Consider the following 15,427-nt stretch of genomic DNA (forward strand, 5'->3'; position numbering starts at 1 on the left):
CCTTACGCGTTCGGCCTTCGCCGGACTTTTCACGGCGATGGACGCCCGAGCCGCCCCGGCGGCTACTCGGTGTACTCGTCGGCCACGGACAGCGCGGCGTCCAGCACGGCCAGGCCCTCCTTCAGCTCGGCCTCGCCCACGTTGCACGGCGGGACCACGTGCGTGCGGTTCATGTTCACGAACGGCCACACCCCGCCGGCCTTCATGGCGGAGCCGAACGCGGCCATGGGGGCGTTGGCCTCGCCGCTCGCGTTGTACGGCACGAGCGGCTCGCGGGTCTCCCGGTTCTTCACCAGCTCGACGGCCCAGAACATGCCGACGCCGCGCACCTCGCCGACGCTCGGGTGCCGCTCGGCCAGTTCGCGCAGGCCCGGCCCGACCACGTCGGCGCCCAGCCGGGCGGCGTTGTCGACGATGCCCTCCTCGGCCATCACGTTGATCGTGGCGACCGCGGCGGCACAGGCCAGCGGATGGCCCGAGTACGTCAGACCGCCGGGGTAGGGCCGCCTGCCGAACGTCTCGGCGATCGCGGCGGAGATGGCGACGCCGCCGAGCGGCACGTATCCGGAGTTCACGCCCTTGGCGAAGGTCATCAGGTCCGGCGTCACGTCGTACAGGTCCGCGGCGAACCACTCACCGGTGCGTCCGAACCCGGCCATGACCTCGTCCAGGACGAAGACGATCCCGTACTTGTCGCAGATCTCGCGCACACCCGCCAGGTAGCCGGGCGGCGGCAGCATGATCCCGGCCGTTCCGGGGATCGTCTCCAGGATGATCGCGGCGACGGTCGACGGGCCCTCGAAGGCGATCGTCGTCTCCAGGTGTTCGAGCGCCCGCGCGCACTCCTGCTCCTCGGTCTCCGCGTAGAAGCGGGAGCGGTAGGGGAAGGGTGCCCAGAAGTGCACGACACCGGCGGTGGCGCTGTCGGAGGCCCAGCGGCGGGGATCGCCGGTGATGTTGACGGCCTGCTGCGTACCGCCGTGGTACGAGCGGTACGCCGAGAGCACCTTCGGGCGCCCGGTGTGCAGCCGCGCCATCCGCACGGCGTGCTCCACGGCGTCCGCGCCGCCGTTGGTGAAGAAGATCTTGTCCAGGTCGCCCGGCGTCCGCTCGGCGATCAGCCGGGCCGCCTCGGAGCGGGCCTCGACGGCGAAGGCGGGCGCGAAGGTGGACAGGTGTGCGGCCTGCTCCTGTATCGCGGCGACGACCTTCGGGTGCTGGTAGCCGACGTTCGTGTAGACGAGGCCGCTGGTGAAGTCCAGGTAGCGGTTGCCGTCGTGGTCCCAGAAGTACGACCCCTCGGCGCCGGCGACGGCGAGCGGGTCGATGAGCTCCTGCGCGGACCAGGAGTGGAAGACATGCGCACGGTCCGCGGCCTTCACGGCGGCGCCGACCTCGGGATTCGGATGAGGGGTCATGCGGGCGAGCGTACGGAGCGCGGACCCGGCCGCGGTATCGGCGTCCTGTCTGCGGTCGCGGGGTTTTAGCGACAGGGTGTCGACGGCGGCGCCCGGCCCAATTGACAGCAGCCTGTCGAACTGACAGTATGTTGTCATATAGGGACGGCGAAGCCTCCAGGAGGAGTCATGGCCAGCAGCACCGGCACCATCCGTAAGCCCGTGTACCTCGCGGTCTACGAAACCCTGGCCGACTGGGAGCCCGGCCACGCCACCGCGCAGCTGGCCCGCGCCGGCTACGAGATCCGCACGGTCGGCCCGACCCGCGAGCCCGTCACCACCGTCGGCGGCCTGCGCATCCAGCCCGACCTGGCCCTGGCCGAGGTACGGCCGGCCGACGCGTGCCTGCTGATCCTGCCGGGCGCCGACCTGTGGGACGCGGGCGACGAGCTCGCGCCCTTCGCGCGCACGGCCCGCGCCTTCCTGGAGGCCGGAGTGCCGGTGGCCGCGATCTGCGGGGCGACGGCCGGCGTGGCGCGCGAGGGCCTGCTCGACGACCGGGACCACACCAGCGCGGTCTCCTTCTATCTGGCCGCGACCGGATACGGCGGCGGCGCGCGGTACGTGGAGGCCGACGCCGTCACCGACGGCGGGCTCGTCACCGCCGGTCCGACCGAGCCGGTCGCCTTCGCCAGGGAGATCCTGCGGCTTCTGAAGGTCTACGACGACGAGGCCGTCGACGCCTGGTACGGCCTGTTCCACGACTCCGACGCCGAGGCGTACGCGGTGCTGGAGAAGGCGGGCGTCCTGTGAACCGCGAACACCAGGACCTGCTCAGCCGCAGCGCGCTCGGCGTCTTCCGGCTGAACGGCCAGTTCCTCGGGGTCGCCGAGGAACTGGCCCGGCCCTCCGGACTGACCGCGGCGTGGTGGCAGGTCCTGGGCGCGGTGCTGGGCGAGCCCCTCCCCGTCTCCGGTATCGCCCGTGCCATGGGCATCACCCGGCAGAGCGTGCAGCGCATCGCCGACCTGCTGGTGGACAAGGGCCTCGCCGAGTACCGGCCCAACCCCGCCCACCGCCGTGCGAAGCTCCTCGCGCCCACGGACGAGGGCCGCGCGGCGATCTCCCGCATCGACCCCGGCCACGCGGCCTTCGCGGAGCGGCTGGCGAAGGAGTTCGGCGAGGCGGAACTCGCCGATGCCGTCCTGGTTCTGGAACGGTTGTCGGAGGTCCTCGACCAGATCGCCGTTCCTGTTACGGAACCGTAGACCCGGCCCCGTTCACCTCGCCGAAGGCCGCACTATCGTGGGGCCGTCGCGTGGGCGGGGGCTTGCGCAGGCGGGGTTGGGGGCGCGTGATGGAGAAGCTGGGGCCGGGGGATCCACCGCAGATCGGGGCGTACCGGCTGCTGGCGCGGCTGGGCGCGGGCGGCATGGGGGACGTCTATCTCGCCCGCTCCGACCGCGGCCGTACCGTCGCCGTCAAACTCGTCCGGCGGGAGCTGGCCGCGCAGGAGGAGTTCAGGGCCCGCTTCCGGCAGGAGGTGCAGGCCGCACGGCAGGTCGGCGGGTTCTGGACCGCGCCGGTGCTGGACGCGGACACCGAGGCCGAGGTGCCCTGGGTCGCCACCGGGTACGTGGCCGGGCCCAGCCTCCAACGGGTCGTCGGACACGACCACGGGGCGCTGCCCGAGCGGTCGGTGCGGATCCTGGCGGCCGGGCTGGCGCACGCGCTGGGGGACATCCATGCCGCGGGGATGGTGCACCGGGACCTGAAACCCTCGAACGTCCTGGTCACCATCGACGGACCGCGCGTCATCGACTTCGGGATCGCGCGGGCGCTGGAGACGGTCGGCGAGAGCGGGCTCACCCGCACCGGCGCGCTCATCGGCTCGCCCGGGTTCATGGCGCCCGAGCAGGTGCGCGGGGACCGGATCACGCCCGCGTGCGACGTGTTCTGCCTGGGCTCGGTCCTCGCGTACGCCGCGACCGGCAGGCTGCCCTTCGGCTCCGTCGACAGCGGCGCGCACGCCGTGATGTTCCGGATCGCCCAGGAGGAACCCGATCTGGAGGGGATGCCCGAGGGCATCGCCGAGCTGGTCCGCGACTGCCTGCGCAAGGACCCCAGGGCCCGGCCGGCGCTGGACCGCATTCTCGCGCGCACGGGCGCCGAGGACACCGTCGCCGACGGACGCTCCCGGGACCCGTGGCTGCCGAGCGCGCTGGTGGCCCAACTCGGGCGGCACGCGGTGCGGTTGCTGGACGCGGAGGACCCGGTGGGCCCGGCCGGGCCGGGTGGTGGCGGGGAGCCCATGGCGGGCCCGCCGGAGCCGACCCCGGCGGCCTCCCCCGAGCACGCGCCGGCCGCCGGCGGGACGCCGCCGGACCGGCTCCCCACGGTGTCCGCCCCGCAGAGCGGCCCGCCCGCACCCGCGCGGTCAGGGCCCCCGCCGCACCCGGCGTACGGCTCCGCGCAGCAGCACCCGCAGCAGCCGGCGTACGGCTACCCACCGGGGGACGTGAACCGGCCCCAGGGCTCGACGCCGCCTTACGGGCCGAACGAGCCGTTCGGCCCGAACCCGCCCCACGCCCGAGGTCCTTACGCCCAGGGCCCGGGACACGGCCAAGGGCCTTCCCGCCCCGCGGGTCCGCCGTACGGCCCCCTCCCGCCGCACGACGCGCCCCTGCCGTACCTCCTGCCCGCCGCCCCACCCGAACCACCCGCCCGCAGTGGCCGTTCCACGGTGGCGCTCGTCCTCGTCGCCCTGGTCGTCGCGCTCGCGGCCGGCGGCTCGGTGTACGCCCTGATGAGCGGCGGGGGAGAGAAACGAGCCGGTGACGGCCCGTCCCCCGCACCGTCCGCCACGGCCACCACCGGCTCCTCGCCCGCCGCCCCGACGCCGTCCCCGACCCGGTCGGCGCCGGCGGACGGCGTGATCCCCACGGGGTACCTGGGCACCTGGACGGCCTCGATCGACAACGCCTCCGGCGCGAACAAGCGTCGGCTGACGATCCGGCAGGGCGACGTCGGCGACACGGTCCTCAGCCTCGTCGCCGACGGCCCGGCCGGTACCGGCACCTACCACTGCGTGTTCGAGGCGCGTCTGGCCGGACGGCCGGGCGCGCAGGGCCCGTTGCAGATCGGCCCGTCCACCGTGTCCTCCGGTGCCCCGGCGACCGCCTGCTCACCCGGAGCCGCAACCGAGATCACCCTGCTCCCGGACGGCCGTCTGGAACGCGTGAACACGCGCACCGGGGAGAAGCTCACGTACACCCGCCGGTGACACGGGGCGCTTGTGCCGAGGAACGCCCGCGGGCGGGGCCCCCTCGGTCAGCGGGGCTCCGGTGGCCGCTGGCGAGGCATGTTGGGCCGCGTCCCGTTCGACGGCGGCACCGAGAACCGCCCCGTCCCCACACCCGCGTCCTGCCGGGGCCCGCCGGCCAGCGCCGACTGGATCCCCATGGGCGCGGACCCCGTCCGGAACTCCACCATCCAGTCGGCCGTCTCCCCCCGCACCAGCTCCGCCACGTCCTCCGAGAACCGCCGCAACACCCCCAGACACCGCTCAGCCGCCTCGCTCGCCGTGCCCTCGGTCGGCCCCAGGACCTCCCGCACGCTCTCCGTCGCCCAGTCGAACTGCAGTACCTGAAGCCGCCGCTGCACCGCCTGAGCCGTGGCGACGTCCCTTATCCACCCGGACGTCACCCCGAAGAACCGGTCGACCGCGACACACGCCACCGCCAGCAGCAACGCCAGATACCCCCACGGCGCCGCCCCGCTCACCACGCCCGTCACATCCAGCAGGGGCAACGCGGCCCCCACCACCGCCCCCGTCGCGGCCCCGCACCGCAGCGCCCGTGCCCCCCGCCGCTTCCACACCCGATCCGCGAGATACCACGTCGCCGTGTCCAGCGCTCCCCGCTCCACCCACCGGTACAGCTCGTGCAGCCGCACCGCGGGCTCCCCCCAGTCCCCGAGCGGAAACGCCCGCCCTCGAAGATCGCCCGGCCGCAGTCCGGCCGCCCCTTCGCCGCCCCGCCCGTCCCGAGGCGACCTGTCGGGCTGCATCTCCGGCTGACCCACCCGGCACTCCCTACTGATCACGGAGCGTGACCCCACGTACGAGCCGGGTACGACCCCCGCCACGTACACGACGTCACGCCACACCTGAGGCTGACGCGCCGGACCCTTCCTACCGCCCAATGGGTGGCGAAGAGATGCCTTTCGCCTCTTTTCCGCCCGGAAGTGGGGTCTTGGTCAGGTATAGGACTCCAGTTCCTCTCACTCGAAAGAGTGCTGCGGCGACGGCTGCCCGGACCACGTAGGCTCGTGCTGAACGGCAATCCGAGCGGGAAGACCCGTACAGAACCCCGTTGCAGACCCGTACAGAGGCAAGGAGCTGATCGTGATCCCCGGTGGTGGCCAGCCCAACATGCAGCAGCTGCTCCAGCAGGCCCAGAAGATGCAGCAGGACCTGGCGCGGGCGCAGGAGGAACTGGCGCAGACGGAGGTCGAGGGCCAGGCCGGCGGCGGTCTGGTGCAGGCGACCGTGACGGGCTCCGGCGAGCTCAGGGCGCTGCGGATCGACCCGAAGGCGGTGGACCCGGAGGACACCGAGACCCTCGCCGACCTGGTCGTCGCGGCCGTCCAGGCGGCCAACGAGAACGCGCAGAACCTCCAGCAGCAGAAGCTGGGCCCGCTGGCCCAGGGCCTGGGCGGCGGCAGCGGCATCCCCGGTCTGCCCTTCTGACGTTCCGGGCGTTCCCCGCCTTGTCTTTCTAAGAGGGGCCGCCGCCAACTACCGTACGTACCGTAAGGAACCCCAGGAAGGACGGCAGTCCGTTGTACGAAGGCGTGGTCCAGGACCTCATCGACGAGCTGGGGCGGCTGCCCGGCGTCGGTCCCAAGAGCGCGCAGCGGATCGCCTTCCACATCCTCCAGGCGGAACCGACGGACGTACGGCGCCTCGCCCATGCCCTGCTGGAGGTCAAGGCGAAGGTCCGCTTCTGCGCGACGTGCGGGAACGTCGCGCAGGAGGAGCTGTGCAACATCTGCCGGGACACACGTCGTGACCCGGCGGTCATCTGCGTGGTCGAGGAGCCGAAGGACGTCGTCGCGATCGAGCGGACCCGGGAGTTCCGCGGCCGTTACCACGTCCTCGGCGGCGCGATCAGCCCGATCGAGGGTGTCGGGCCGGACGACCTGCGTATCCGGGAACTTCTCGCGCGGTTGGCCGACGGGACGGTCACGGAGCTCATCCTGGCCACGGACCCGAATCTGGAAGGCGAGGCCACGGCCACGTACCTCGCACGCATGATCAAGCCCATGGGCCTGAAGGTCACCCGCCTGGCCAGCGGCCTCCCGGTGGGTGGCGACCTGGAATACGCGGACGAGGTGACCCTCGGCCGCGCCTTCGAGGGGAGACGACTCCTAGATGTCTGACGCCACGCTGCACGCGACCGGCCGGAATCCGGACGACTTCGCGGTCCAGATCGCCGACCAGATCGAGAGTTTCCTGGTCGCCGTGACGGAGGTCGCGAAGGGCGACGAGCCGGGCTCGACCGTCCCCTTCCTGCTCCTGGAGGTCTCCCAACTCCTCCTGGCCGGCGGCCGCCTGGGTGCGCACGAGGACATCGTTCCCGAGGAGCGCTACGAGCCCGACCTGGGCCCGGAGCCGGACGTCGACGAACTGCGCGAGCACCTCGCCCGGCTGCTGGACCCGGTGGACGTCTACTCGGAGGTCTTCGACCCCTACGAGCCCCGCAAGGCCCCGGTCCCGGCCCGTATCTCTGACGACCTGGCCGACGTCATCACCGACCTCCGCCACGGCATGGCCCACTACCGTGCCGGCCGCACCACGGAGGCCCTGTGGTGGTGGCAGTTCTCGTACTTCTCCAACTGGGGGAGCACCGCGTCGGCGACCCTGCGAGCCCTGCACTCGGTCCTGGCCCACGTCCGCCTGGACCAGCCGCTGGAGGAGCTGGACGGCCTCGACACCGACCAGGCGATGGGCGACGACACCCTGGAGTTCGAGGCCGGCCAGGTGATGGAACAGGAGATCGGCGGCCCTCTGGGCCTGCGCTCGGCGCAGTGAACTCGCCTCCTCGGGCGAGCGGTTGGTGGCAGCGGGCCCGGCGGCCCCCGATCACCACATCGTCGGCAGCCGTTCCGGGATCCGTTTCATGAACCCTGTCCGCCACACCAGCTGCTCGATCGGCACCGCGAGCCGCAGCCCCGGCATCCGCTCCAGCAGGACCTCCAGAGCGATCTCGGCGTGCTTGCGGCCGAGGGCTGTGGCGGGGCAGTAGTGGCGGCCGCCGCCGAAGGAGAGGTGGGCGGTGGGGTTCTCCCGGCCGAGGTCCACCGTGTGGGGGTCGGGGAAGGCGTCCGGGTCGAAGTTCGCGCCCTCGACCAGCACCAGGACGAGCTCGCCCGCCCTGACCCGTACGTCTCCCAGCCGCACGTCCTCGGTCGCCAGGCGCGGCAGGCCGTCGCCGATGGACAGGTTGATGCGCAGGAGCTCGTCCACGGCGGCCGGGACCAGGGTGCGCTCGGCCAGCAGACGGGCGTGCAGCTCGGGGTGCTGGATCAGGGACACCAGCGCCATGGTCAGGAAGCCCGAGGTGGAGACGACCCCGGCGCCGAACATCGTCACCCCGACCGTCGCGAGCATCTCGTCGGTGAGGTGGCCGTAGCCGGGATCCTCGCGCAGTGCGGCCAGTTCGGCCATCAGGCCCGTCGTCGACGGGTCGTCGAGCCGTTCGGTCATGTAGGCGATGTCGCGGTCCCAGTTCAGCCGGGCGCCCGCGACCGGGCAGGCCGAGTTCATGAACGCGATGTCCAGGCTGCGCATCAGCCGGGGCGCGTCCGCCGGCGGGATGCCGAGGATGCGGCAGTGCATGCCCGCCGAGTACGGGTCGGCGAAACCGCCGCGCAGGTCGGCCGGGGCGCCCTCGCGGATCAGCCCGTCGACGAGTTCCGCGGCGTACGCCCGCATCCACTCCACCAGGCCGGGGCTCTTCGGGTTCAGCGCCTTGAGGACGGCCGTGCGCAGCCCGGCCCCGGTGATGTTCCCCATGTTGTTGACGACCTCGGGCGGGATCGTCAGCGCGTACTGACGGGGCACCCCGGGGGCCGAGGTCTCCTTCAGGCTGAACCGCGGGTCCTCCAGGACCTGCCTGCACAGTTCGTACGACGACACCAGCCAGGCCTCGTCACCGGCGATCGTGCGGACGCGCCGTACGGGGGTGGCGGTACGCAACTCCTCCACCTCCCGCGGGAGTCGGTCGCCGCGCCAGGAGAACGGGAAGTCGATGAGGCCCTCAGTCGGCATCGGTGGCCCCCTTCGCCGGCGTCACGATGGCGTGGCCCTGGTTGCGGGAGGCGCGCAGGCCGGCGCCGCGGGAGTAGAGGAGCTCGGCCATCGGCAGCAGCTGGTGGTAGCAGTTGAGGGAGGAGGGGACACCGAGGATGGCGGGGGTGTCCAGGAAGAGGGGGGCCTCGGCGCAGACGTAGGCCAGGCAGACCTCGCGCCGGGCGTCGCTCGCGGTCCCCGCCTTGCCGGCCAGGAAGGAGTCCACGAGCTTCTCGCAGGTCGTGCGGAACTCGTCGTCGGTGGCGAGCCGGGCCTGCAGGTGGTCGTGGATCTCGCGGTACGCCGGGTTGCCGCGGAAGTCGGACATGGCGTGCGCGCGCAGCCGGGTCCCGTCGGGGTCGACGGCCCGGACGGCTCCGAGGACCTTGGCCCGTACGCCGCGCAGGTTCTTCACCGCCTTGCGGCGCGCGTCGTCCGGCGGATAGCCGGAGGCCGCGTACATCTCGGCCACGTACAGATCGGTGTGGACGAAGTCCACGCGCTCGAAGTGGGCGAGGCCCCAGCGGGCGAGGTCGTGGACGCGCCGGGCGGAGAAGTAGCTGTTGCCCGGGGAGACGCCGATCACGGCGTGGTCGGCGGCGGTGCGGATGACTTCGCAGTGGGGGGTGAAGGGCCGTATCCCGAAGAGGTCTGCCGCGGAGCCGGCCGTCGTGCCGGCCCGAGTGACGTGCTGAGAACTGATCGCAGTCGTCAAAGGAGGAGAGTCCTTCGCGTCGCTAGTCCCTGGGGAGCCTTGTGCTCCTGGTGTGGCGACGACGACGCAAAGTTAGCCGTCGACTACGGAGAGCGTCAACGGTCTTCCGGTGGCCGACGGGCACCGGTAGTGAGCTGCCCCACTTTCCGGAGTGCTCCGCCCTTCACCGGGCAGGGACCATGCCGGAGCGCCCGAATCTCACCATCTGGGAACCCCAAGGTCATTTTCGGACGCTCGATAGACTGAGCCGACACACACGGACTGAGCGAGGAGCGCACGTGGGCCTTGTCGTGCAGAAGTACGGAGGCTCCTCCGTAGCCGATGCCGAGGGCATCAAGCGCGTCGCCAAGCGGATCGTGGAAGCGAAGAAGAACGGCCACCAGGTGGTCGTCGTCGTTTCCGCGATGGGCGACACGACGGACGAGCTGATCGATCTCGCCGAGCAGGTATCGCCGATGCCTGCGGGGCGTGAGTTCGACATGCTGCTGACCGCCGGGGAGCGTATCTCCATGGCGCTGCTGGCCATGGCGATCAAAAACCTGGGCCACGAGGCCCAGTCCTTCACCGGCAGCCAGGCAGGCGTCATCACCGACTCGGTCCACAACAAAGCCCGGATCATCGACGTCACGCCGGGCCGGATCCGGGAGTCGATCGACCAGGGCAACATCGCCATCGTCGCCGGCTTCCAGGGCGTCAGCCAGGACAAGAAGGACATCACCACGCTGGGCCGTGGCGGTTCCGACACGACCGCGGTGGCGCTCGCGGCGGCGCTGGACGCCGAGGTGTGCGAGATCTACACCGACGTCGACGGTGTGTTCACCGCCGACCCGCGTGTGGTGAAGAAGGCGAAGAAGATCGACTGGATCTCCTTCGAGGACATGCTGGAGCTGGCCGCGTCCGGCTCGAAGGTGCTGCTCCACCGCTGTGTGGAGTACGCCCGCCGCTACAACATCCCGATCCACGTCCGGTCGTCCTTCAGCGGACTTCAGGGCACCTGGGTCAGCAGCGAGCCGATTGAGCAAGGGGACAAGAAGGTGGAGCAGGCCATCATCTCCGGTGTCGCGCACGACACCTCCGAGGCCAAGATCACGGTCGTCGGTGTGCCGGACAAGCCGGGCGAGGCTGCCGCGATCTTCCGCACGATCTCCGACGCCGAGATCAACATCGACATGATCGTGCAGAACGTGTCCGCCGCCTCCACGGGCCTCACGGACATCTCCTTCACCCTGCCCAAGGCCGAGGGCCGCAAGGCCATCGACGCCCTGGAGAAGAACAAGCACGGCATCGGCTTCGACTCGCTGCGCTACGACGACCAGATCGGGAAGATCTCGCTGGTCGGCGCTGGGATGAAGACCAACCCGGGCGTCACCGCCGACTTCTTCACCGCGCTGTCCGACGCCGGTGTGAACATCGAGCTGATCTCGACCTCCGAGATCCGTATCTCGGTCGTCACCCGCGCCGACGACGTCAACGAGGCCGTGCGCGCCGTGCACACCGCCTTCGGGCTCGACTCCGACAGCGACGAGGCTGTCGTGTACGGAGGCACCGGACGCTGATGGGCGGGCTCGGATCCCGTCGGCCGACGCTCGCGGTCGTGGGGGCGACCGGAGCCGTCGGCACGGTCATGCTCCAGATCCTGTCCCAGCGCGCGGACATCTGGGGTGAGATCCGCCTGATCGCCTCCCCGCGCTCGGCCGGCCGCAAGCTGGCCGTGCGCGGCGAGGAGGTCGAGGTGGTGGCGCTCACCGAGGAGGCCTTCGCCGGGGTCGACATCGCGATGTTCGACGTACCGGACGAGGTGGCCGCCCGCTGGGCGCCGGTCGCCGCCGCCGCCGGCGCGGTGGTGGTGGACAACTCGGGCGCCTTCCGGATGGACCCGGAGGTGCCCCTCGTCGTCCCCGAGGTCAATCCGCACACCGTGCGGATGCGCCCGCGCGGGATCGTCGCCAACCCCAACTGCACCACCCTCTCCATGATCGTGGCGCTGGGCGCGCTGCACGCCGAGTTCGGGCTGCGCTCCCTGGTGGTGTCGTCGTACCAGGCGGTGAGCGGGGCCGGGCGGGCCGGCGTGGACACGCTCCGGCAGCAGCTGTCGCTGGTCGCCGGGACGGAACTGGGGACCAGCCCCGGTGACGTGCGGCGGGCCGTCGGCGACAACACCGGGCCGTTCCCGGAGCCGGTCGCGCTGAACGTCGTGCCGTGGGCCGGGTCGCTGCGGGAGGACGGCTGGTCGTCGGAGGAGATGAAGGTGCGGGACGAGTCCCGCAAGATCCTCGGACTGCCGAAGCTTCCTGTCGCCGTGACCTGTGTGCGGGTGCCCGTGCTGACCGGGCACTCGCTGACCGTGCACGCCCGCTTCGAGGGCGAGGTCACGGTCGCCAAGGCGCGCGAGATCCTCGCCACGGCACCGGGGGTCGTGCTGTGCGACGACCCGGGGGCCGGGGAGTTTCCGACGCCCGCCGATGTGGTGGGGACGGATCCGACCTGGGTCGGCCGGGTGCGACGCGCCCTCGACGACCCCACCGCGCTCGAACTCTTCGTGTGCGGCGACAACTTGCGCAAGGGCGCCGCTCTCAACACCGCGCAGATCGCCGAGCTCGTGGCCGCGGAGTTTGCGTAAGACGGCCTTTGCTGCCGGAAAACCAGTGGGCCTCGGCTGAAACGTTTGTAGGATCTGTGTGAAGAGTGTGAGCCGAACGATGGCCCGGACCACTTGATCCAGACCTCGACGGCAGCAGAAGATTTCCTCCCCGCCCTGCAACCGCTTGCAGGGCGGGGAGCGTCTTTGCGGTCGCCCTTGTGGGGCGCGAGGCGCGTTTTCTGGCGTGGGGACGCCATGAGCAGGGCGTGGGGACGCCCGTTCATATGGACATAAGGGAAGAGCGGGTAGGCATGTGGGCGTTTGACGCACTGTCAGCTGTGCTGCCTGGCACGAGAGGGCCGGCCGCGAGAACCACGGCCGCGGGCGCGGACGCAAAAGTGACGTCCGGCACGTACAACCCTCACGGGGGGAAGCGTGTCCAACTGGCGTGGCAGAGGTACTCGACTTCAGCGCGGCGACCCGCGGTACGGCTCTACGGCCGCCCCGCCGGCCCCGTATGCCCGGGGCGCCCGGCGGCATGCCGGTGATCGCGCCCATGCCCGCAGCGCGGCCCGCCCGCATCCCCAGTCAGCGCGACGGCGCCGAGCATGCCGAGAACACCGCGGCCGCCGGTACGACCGTCGACCACCTCACCGAGACCTACCGGGCGCACTACCGCTCGCTGCTGGGACTCGCGGCGCTCCTCCTCGACGACACCGCCTCCTGCGAGGACGTCGTCCAGGAGGCCTTCATCCGCGTCCACTCCGCGCGCAAGCGCGTCCGGGACCCGGAGAAGACGCTGGCGTACCTGCGCCAGACCGTCGTCAATCTGTCCCGCTCCGCGCTGCGCCGCCGGATACTGGGCCTGAAGCTGCTCTCCAAGCCGATGCCCGACATGGCGAGCGCGGAGGAAGGGGCGTACGACCAGCTGGAGCGCGACTCGCTGATCCGGGCCATGAAGGGCCTGCAGCGGCGTCAGCGCGAGGTGCTGGTCCTGCGGTACTTCGCGGACATGACCGAGGCGCAGGTCGCCGAGACGCTCGGCATCTCGCTGGGTTCGGTCAAGGCGTACGGCTCGCGCGGCATCGCGGCGCTGCGGGTCGCCATGGAGGCGCCGGCATGAGCGGGGACCGCCACGAACACGAGGGGCGGCGTCATCTGCACGTCCCCCACGAGCCCTCCGGGGACCCCCCGACGCCGTTCGGGCAGCGGGGGATACGTGAGCCGACCGGTCGGCCGGACAAGCAAGAGCCGAAGCAATCGCACGCTGGGAACGGAACTGTGAACCACGGCCCCGACGACCAGGGCCCAGAAGGGCTCGACTCGGACGAGCTGGCACTGCGACGCCTGCTGCACACGGCGGTCGAGGAGATCGAACCGCGCGACGGCACCCTGGACCATCTGCGGCGGGCGGTGCCCGCGCGACGGGCGCGCAAGCGGCAGGCGCTCGTCGGCGCGGCGGCCGCGGTGCTCTTCGTCGGCACCGCCGTCCCGGCCCTGGTGCACGTGTCCAACGCCACCGGCGCCAGCGTGAACTCGTCGAACGCCGGACACGGTGAGCAGGCACAGGGTGGGGCCGGTCAGGGCAAGGAGACCCAGGGCGGCGAGAGCACCGCCGGCGGCTCCGCGGGCAAGAGCCAGGACAAGGGCAAGGGCAGCGAGAAGGAGAAGGACGAGGACACCGCCGGAACCGGTACGGGTACCGGCCCCGGAAGCTCCGACGACCCCTTGGCGACCAGCACGGCCGGCGTCCCGGTCTGCACCGCCGAGCAGGTCGGCACTTCCGGCGGGACCGCCGATGTCCCCGACTCGTCCGGCGCGGTGTACGGCACCTTCACCTTCAGCAACGTCTCCACCGCCGAATGCACGGTGGGCGGCCCGGGCACGCTCGGCTACGCCACGGCCGGCGCTGCGGACGCCACGAAGATCGGCGCGGTCAGGCATGTCGCCGGCGACCCGGCGGTCAACCTGCCCGACCCGTCCCAGGAACTCCCCTCGCTCGTCCTCAAGCCGGGCGACTCGTACCAGGTGAAGTTCGCCTGGGTCCCCGCGGACACCTGCCCCACGACGGGCGACAACTCCGGCGGCGGCACGGGCGGCCCCGGCGAGCCCACCTCCGACCCGACCCCGACCGAGACCGCCCCCACCGGGACCGAGGGCACCTCGACGGGCGGCGACACCGGCACGTCGACGCAGTTGCTCACCGCGGAGGGCACGGCGGACGGAAGCGTCACGATCTCCAACACGGCGGAGGCGGGCACGACGGCTTCGGTGACGGTGTCCAACGCGTGCGCGGGCACCATCTACTGGACGGGCCTGCTGGCGGGAGCGTAGGCAGCGGCGAGGCGCAGGGCAGCGGGGGCGCTCACGGAAGGTGCGGCGCCCCGCGGGCCGCGCGCTCGCGGGCCGAGGACGGCACACGGCCCTCCCGGGGCCCGAGCGGCCACGAGGGCCGTGTGCCGGGCCCGTCCGCACAGACCCTAGGCGTTCGCCCGCTCCTGCGGCTGGTCCCCGGCCGGCGTGCTCGGACGGTCCTCGTCCGCCACCAGACCCAGTTCCGCGTCCCGGGCGAACTCCAGGTCGCGGCGCAGCAGCCGGAACCACATGAAGATCACGAAGCCCGCGAAGACGAACCACTCGCCGGTGTAGCCGAGGTTCTGGAACGCCTTCAGATCGAGGCCGGTGTCGTTGGCGGCGGTCACCGGCACCGGCTTCATGCCGGAGTCGGCCTTGCCGAGTGTGATCCAGGCGTCGTAGACGTCGTACGACACCAGGTTCACGAGTGACGCCGCGCTGATCGCCGCCGTCTGGCCGGACGGCAGGCCACCGCGGGCCGGAACGCCGTTCTCACCCGGTACCTCGGACGCCTGGAGCGCGCCGGTGACCGTGACCTCGCCGGTGGGCGCGGCGGGGGCCTGCGCCCGCTCGGCGTCACCGGGCAGCCAGCCCCGCACGACCGGCAGTGCCTTGCCCCCGTCGGTGCGCAGCAGCGTCAGCACGTAGAAGCCCCGCCTGCCGTCGAGCTCCCGGTCCGGCACCAGCAGCTGTTCGCCGTACCGGCCGCTCGCGGTGGCCTGCCTGCCCACCGTCGCCTTGTCGACGGGCAGCAGCTCGGCGAGCGGACGGGCCGGCTCCTGCTTGTTCTGCGCGGCCTGCTCACCGGCGTTGCGATGGTCCTCCACGCGCGCCTCGAACCGGCTCAGCTGCCAGGACCCCATGAACACGCAGAAGGGGATGGCGAGCAGCACGAAGACGTTGATCCCCCACCAACGGGGCGTCAGCAGAAACCGGTACACACCCCCCACGGTACGGGGCTCCCGCGCGGGGACCGGCCGCGGGGTCGGTACCGCTCGCGGGGTCCGCGAGCCGGCCGTGCCCCC

Annotated in this window: 15 protein-coding genes; 10 read left to right on the plus strand and 5 right to left on the minus strand. The window is 71.9% G+C overall.

The window, feature by feature from the left end:
* Positions 1–62: 62 nt before the first annotated feature.
* Entirely contained in the window at positions 63–1,418 is a 1,356-nt protein-coding gene (locus ACWCPI_RS26165; RefSeq protein ID WP_451040424.1) for an aminotransferase class III-fold pyridoxal phosphate-dependent enzyme, read from the minus strand.
* A 168-nt stretch (positions 1,419–1,586) separates the two neighbouring features.
* Here ACWCPI_RS26165 and ACWCPI_RS26170 point away from each other — a divergent pair, with 168 nt between their 5' ends.
* From ACWCPI_RS26170 to ACWCPI_RS26180, 3 genes are all read left to right on the plus strand, one after another.
* Positions 1,587–2,210: a type 1 glutamine amidotransferase family protein gene (locus ACWCPI_RS26170; protein ID WP_451040425.1), complete on the plus strand. Its 624-nt coding sequence runs from the start codon at positions 1,587–1,589 to the stop codon at positions 2,208–2,210.
* On the plus strand, positions 2,207–2,665 hold the full coding sequence (locus ACWCPI_RS26175; protein ID WP_451040426.1) for a MarR family winged helix-turn-helix transcriptional regulator: 459 nt from the start codon (positions 2,207–2,209) through the stop codon (positions 2,663–2,665). Before ACWCPI_RS26170 ends, ACWCPI_RS26175 begins: the two co-directional genes overlap by 4 nt.
* An 89-nt stretch (positions 2,666–2,754) precedes the next feature.
* Complete coding sequence (locus ACWCPI_RS26180) at positions 2,755–4,680, plus strand: protein kinase domain-containing protein (protein WP_451040427.1); 1,926 nt, start codon at positions 2,755–2,757, stop codon at positions 4,678–4,680.
* Positions 4,681–4,727: 47 nt separating this feature from the next.
* Here ACWCPI_RS26180 and ACWCPI_RS26185 read toward each other — a convergent pair whose 3' ends face one another.
* Positions 4,728–5,480 (minus strand): SLATT domain-containing protein, encoded by a 753-nt coding sequence (locus tag ACWCPI_RS26185; RefSeq protein WP_451040428.1) that lies wholly within the window; start codon positions 5,478–5,480, stop codon positions 4,728–4,730.
* 322 nt (positions 5,481–5,802) lie between these two features.
* Between ACWCPI_RS26185 and ACWCPI_RS26190 the strand changes: the two genes are divergently transcribed.
* From ACWCPI_RS26190 to ACWCPI_RS26200, 3 genes are all read left to right on the plus strand, one after another.
* Positions 5,803–6,147 (plus strand): YbaB/EbfC family nucleoid-associated protein, encoded by a 345-nt coding sequence (locus ACWCPI_RS26190; protein ID WP_388804123.1) that lies wholly within the window; start codon positions 5,803–5,805, stop codon positions 6,145–6,147.
* Between the two features lie 92 nt (positions 6,148–6,239).
* The gene (gene recR, locus ACWCPI_RS26195) at positions 6,240–6,839 is read left to right on the plus strand and encodes a recombination mediator RecR (RefSeq protein WP_019753753.1); all 600 of its coding nucleotides are present in this window, start codon (positions 6,240–6,242) and stop codon (positions 6,837–6,839) included.
* Positions 6,832–7,491, plus strand: a complete 660-nt coding sequence (locus ACWCPI_RS26200; RefSeq protein WP_451040429.1) for a DUF5063 domain-containing protein — start codon at positions 6,832–6,834, stop codon at positions 7,489–7,491. Before recR ends, ACWCPI_RS26200 begins: the two co-directional genes overlap by 8 nt.
* Positions 7,492–7,542: 51 nt before the next feature.
* Here ACWCPI_RS26200 and ACWCPI_RS26205 read toward each other — a convergent pair whose 3' ends face one another.
* Both ACWCPI_RS26205 and ACWCPI_RS26210 read right to left on the minus strand, forming a co-directional pair.
* Positions 7,543–8,730, minus strand: coding sequence for a cytochrome P450 (locus ACWCPI_RS26205; RefSeq protein ID WP_451040430.1), 1,188 nt, complete (start codon positions 8,728–8,730; stop codon positions 7,543–7,545).
* A complete protein-coding gene (locus ACWCPI_RS26210) occupies positions 8,720–9,466 on the minus strand; it encodes a tRNA-dependent cyclodipeptide synthase (protein WP_451040431.1) in 747 nt (248 codons plus the stop codon). The genes ACWCPI_RS26205 and ACWCPI_RS26210 overlap by 11 nt, the downstream gene beginning before the upstream one ends.
* A gap of 278 nt (positions 9,467–9,744) precedes the next feature.
* Here ACWCPI_RS26210 and ACWCPI_RS26215 point away from each other — a divergent pair, with 278 nt between their 5' ends.
* The 4 genes from ACWCPI_RS26215 (at position 9,745) to ACWCPI_RS26230 (ending at position 14,381) form a co-directional block, all read left to right on the plus strand.
* The gene (locus ACWCPI_RS26215) at positions 9,745–11,022 is read left to right on the plus strand and encodes an aspartate kinase (protein WP_433044556.1); all 1,278 of its coding nucleotides are present in this window, start codon (positions 9,745–9,747) and stop codon (positions 11,020–11,022) included.
* Positions 11,022–12,086 carry an aspartate-semialdehyde dehydrogenase gene (locus tag ACWCPI_RS26220; protein WP_451040432.1) on the plus strand — a complete coding sequence of 355 codons (1,065 nt, stop codon included), beginning with the start codon at positions 11,022–11,024 and terminating at the stop codon, positions 12,084–12,086. The genes ACWCPI_RS26215 and ACWCPI_RS26220 overlap by 1 nt, the downstream gene beginning before the upstream one ends.
* A gap of 409 nt (positions 12,087–12,495) precedes the next feature.
* Positions 12,496–13,170, plus strand: coding sequence for a SigE family RNA polymerase sigma factor (locus ACWCPI_RS26225; RefSeq protein ID WP_388804151.1), 675 nt, complete (start codon positions 12,496–12,498; stop codon positions 13,168–13,170).
* Between the two features lie 158 nt (positions 13,171–13,328).
* Positions 13,329–14,381, plus strand: coding sequence for a hypothetical protein (locus tag ACWCPI_RS26230; RefSeq protein WP_451040433.1), 1,053 nt, complete (start codon positions 13,329–13,331; stop codon positions 14,379–14,381).
* 146 nt (positions 14,382–14,527) lie between these two features.
* Here the strand turns inward: ACWCPI_RS26230 and ACWCPI_RS26235 are convergent, their stop codons facing one another.
* The gene (locus ACWCPI_RS26235; protein WP_451040434.1) at positions 14,528–15,343 is read right to left on the minus strand and encodes an SURF1 family protein; all 816 of its coding nucleotides are present in this window, start codon (positions 15,341–15,343) and stop codon (positions 14,528–14,530) included.
* Positions 15,344–15,427: the final 84 nt, after the last annotated feature.

Source organism: Streptomyces sp. NPDC001920 (assembly GCF_053594495.1).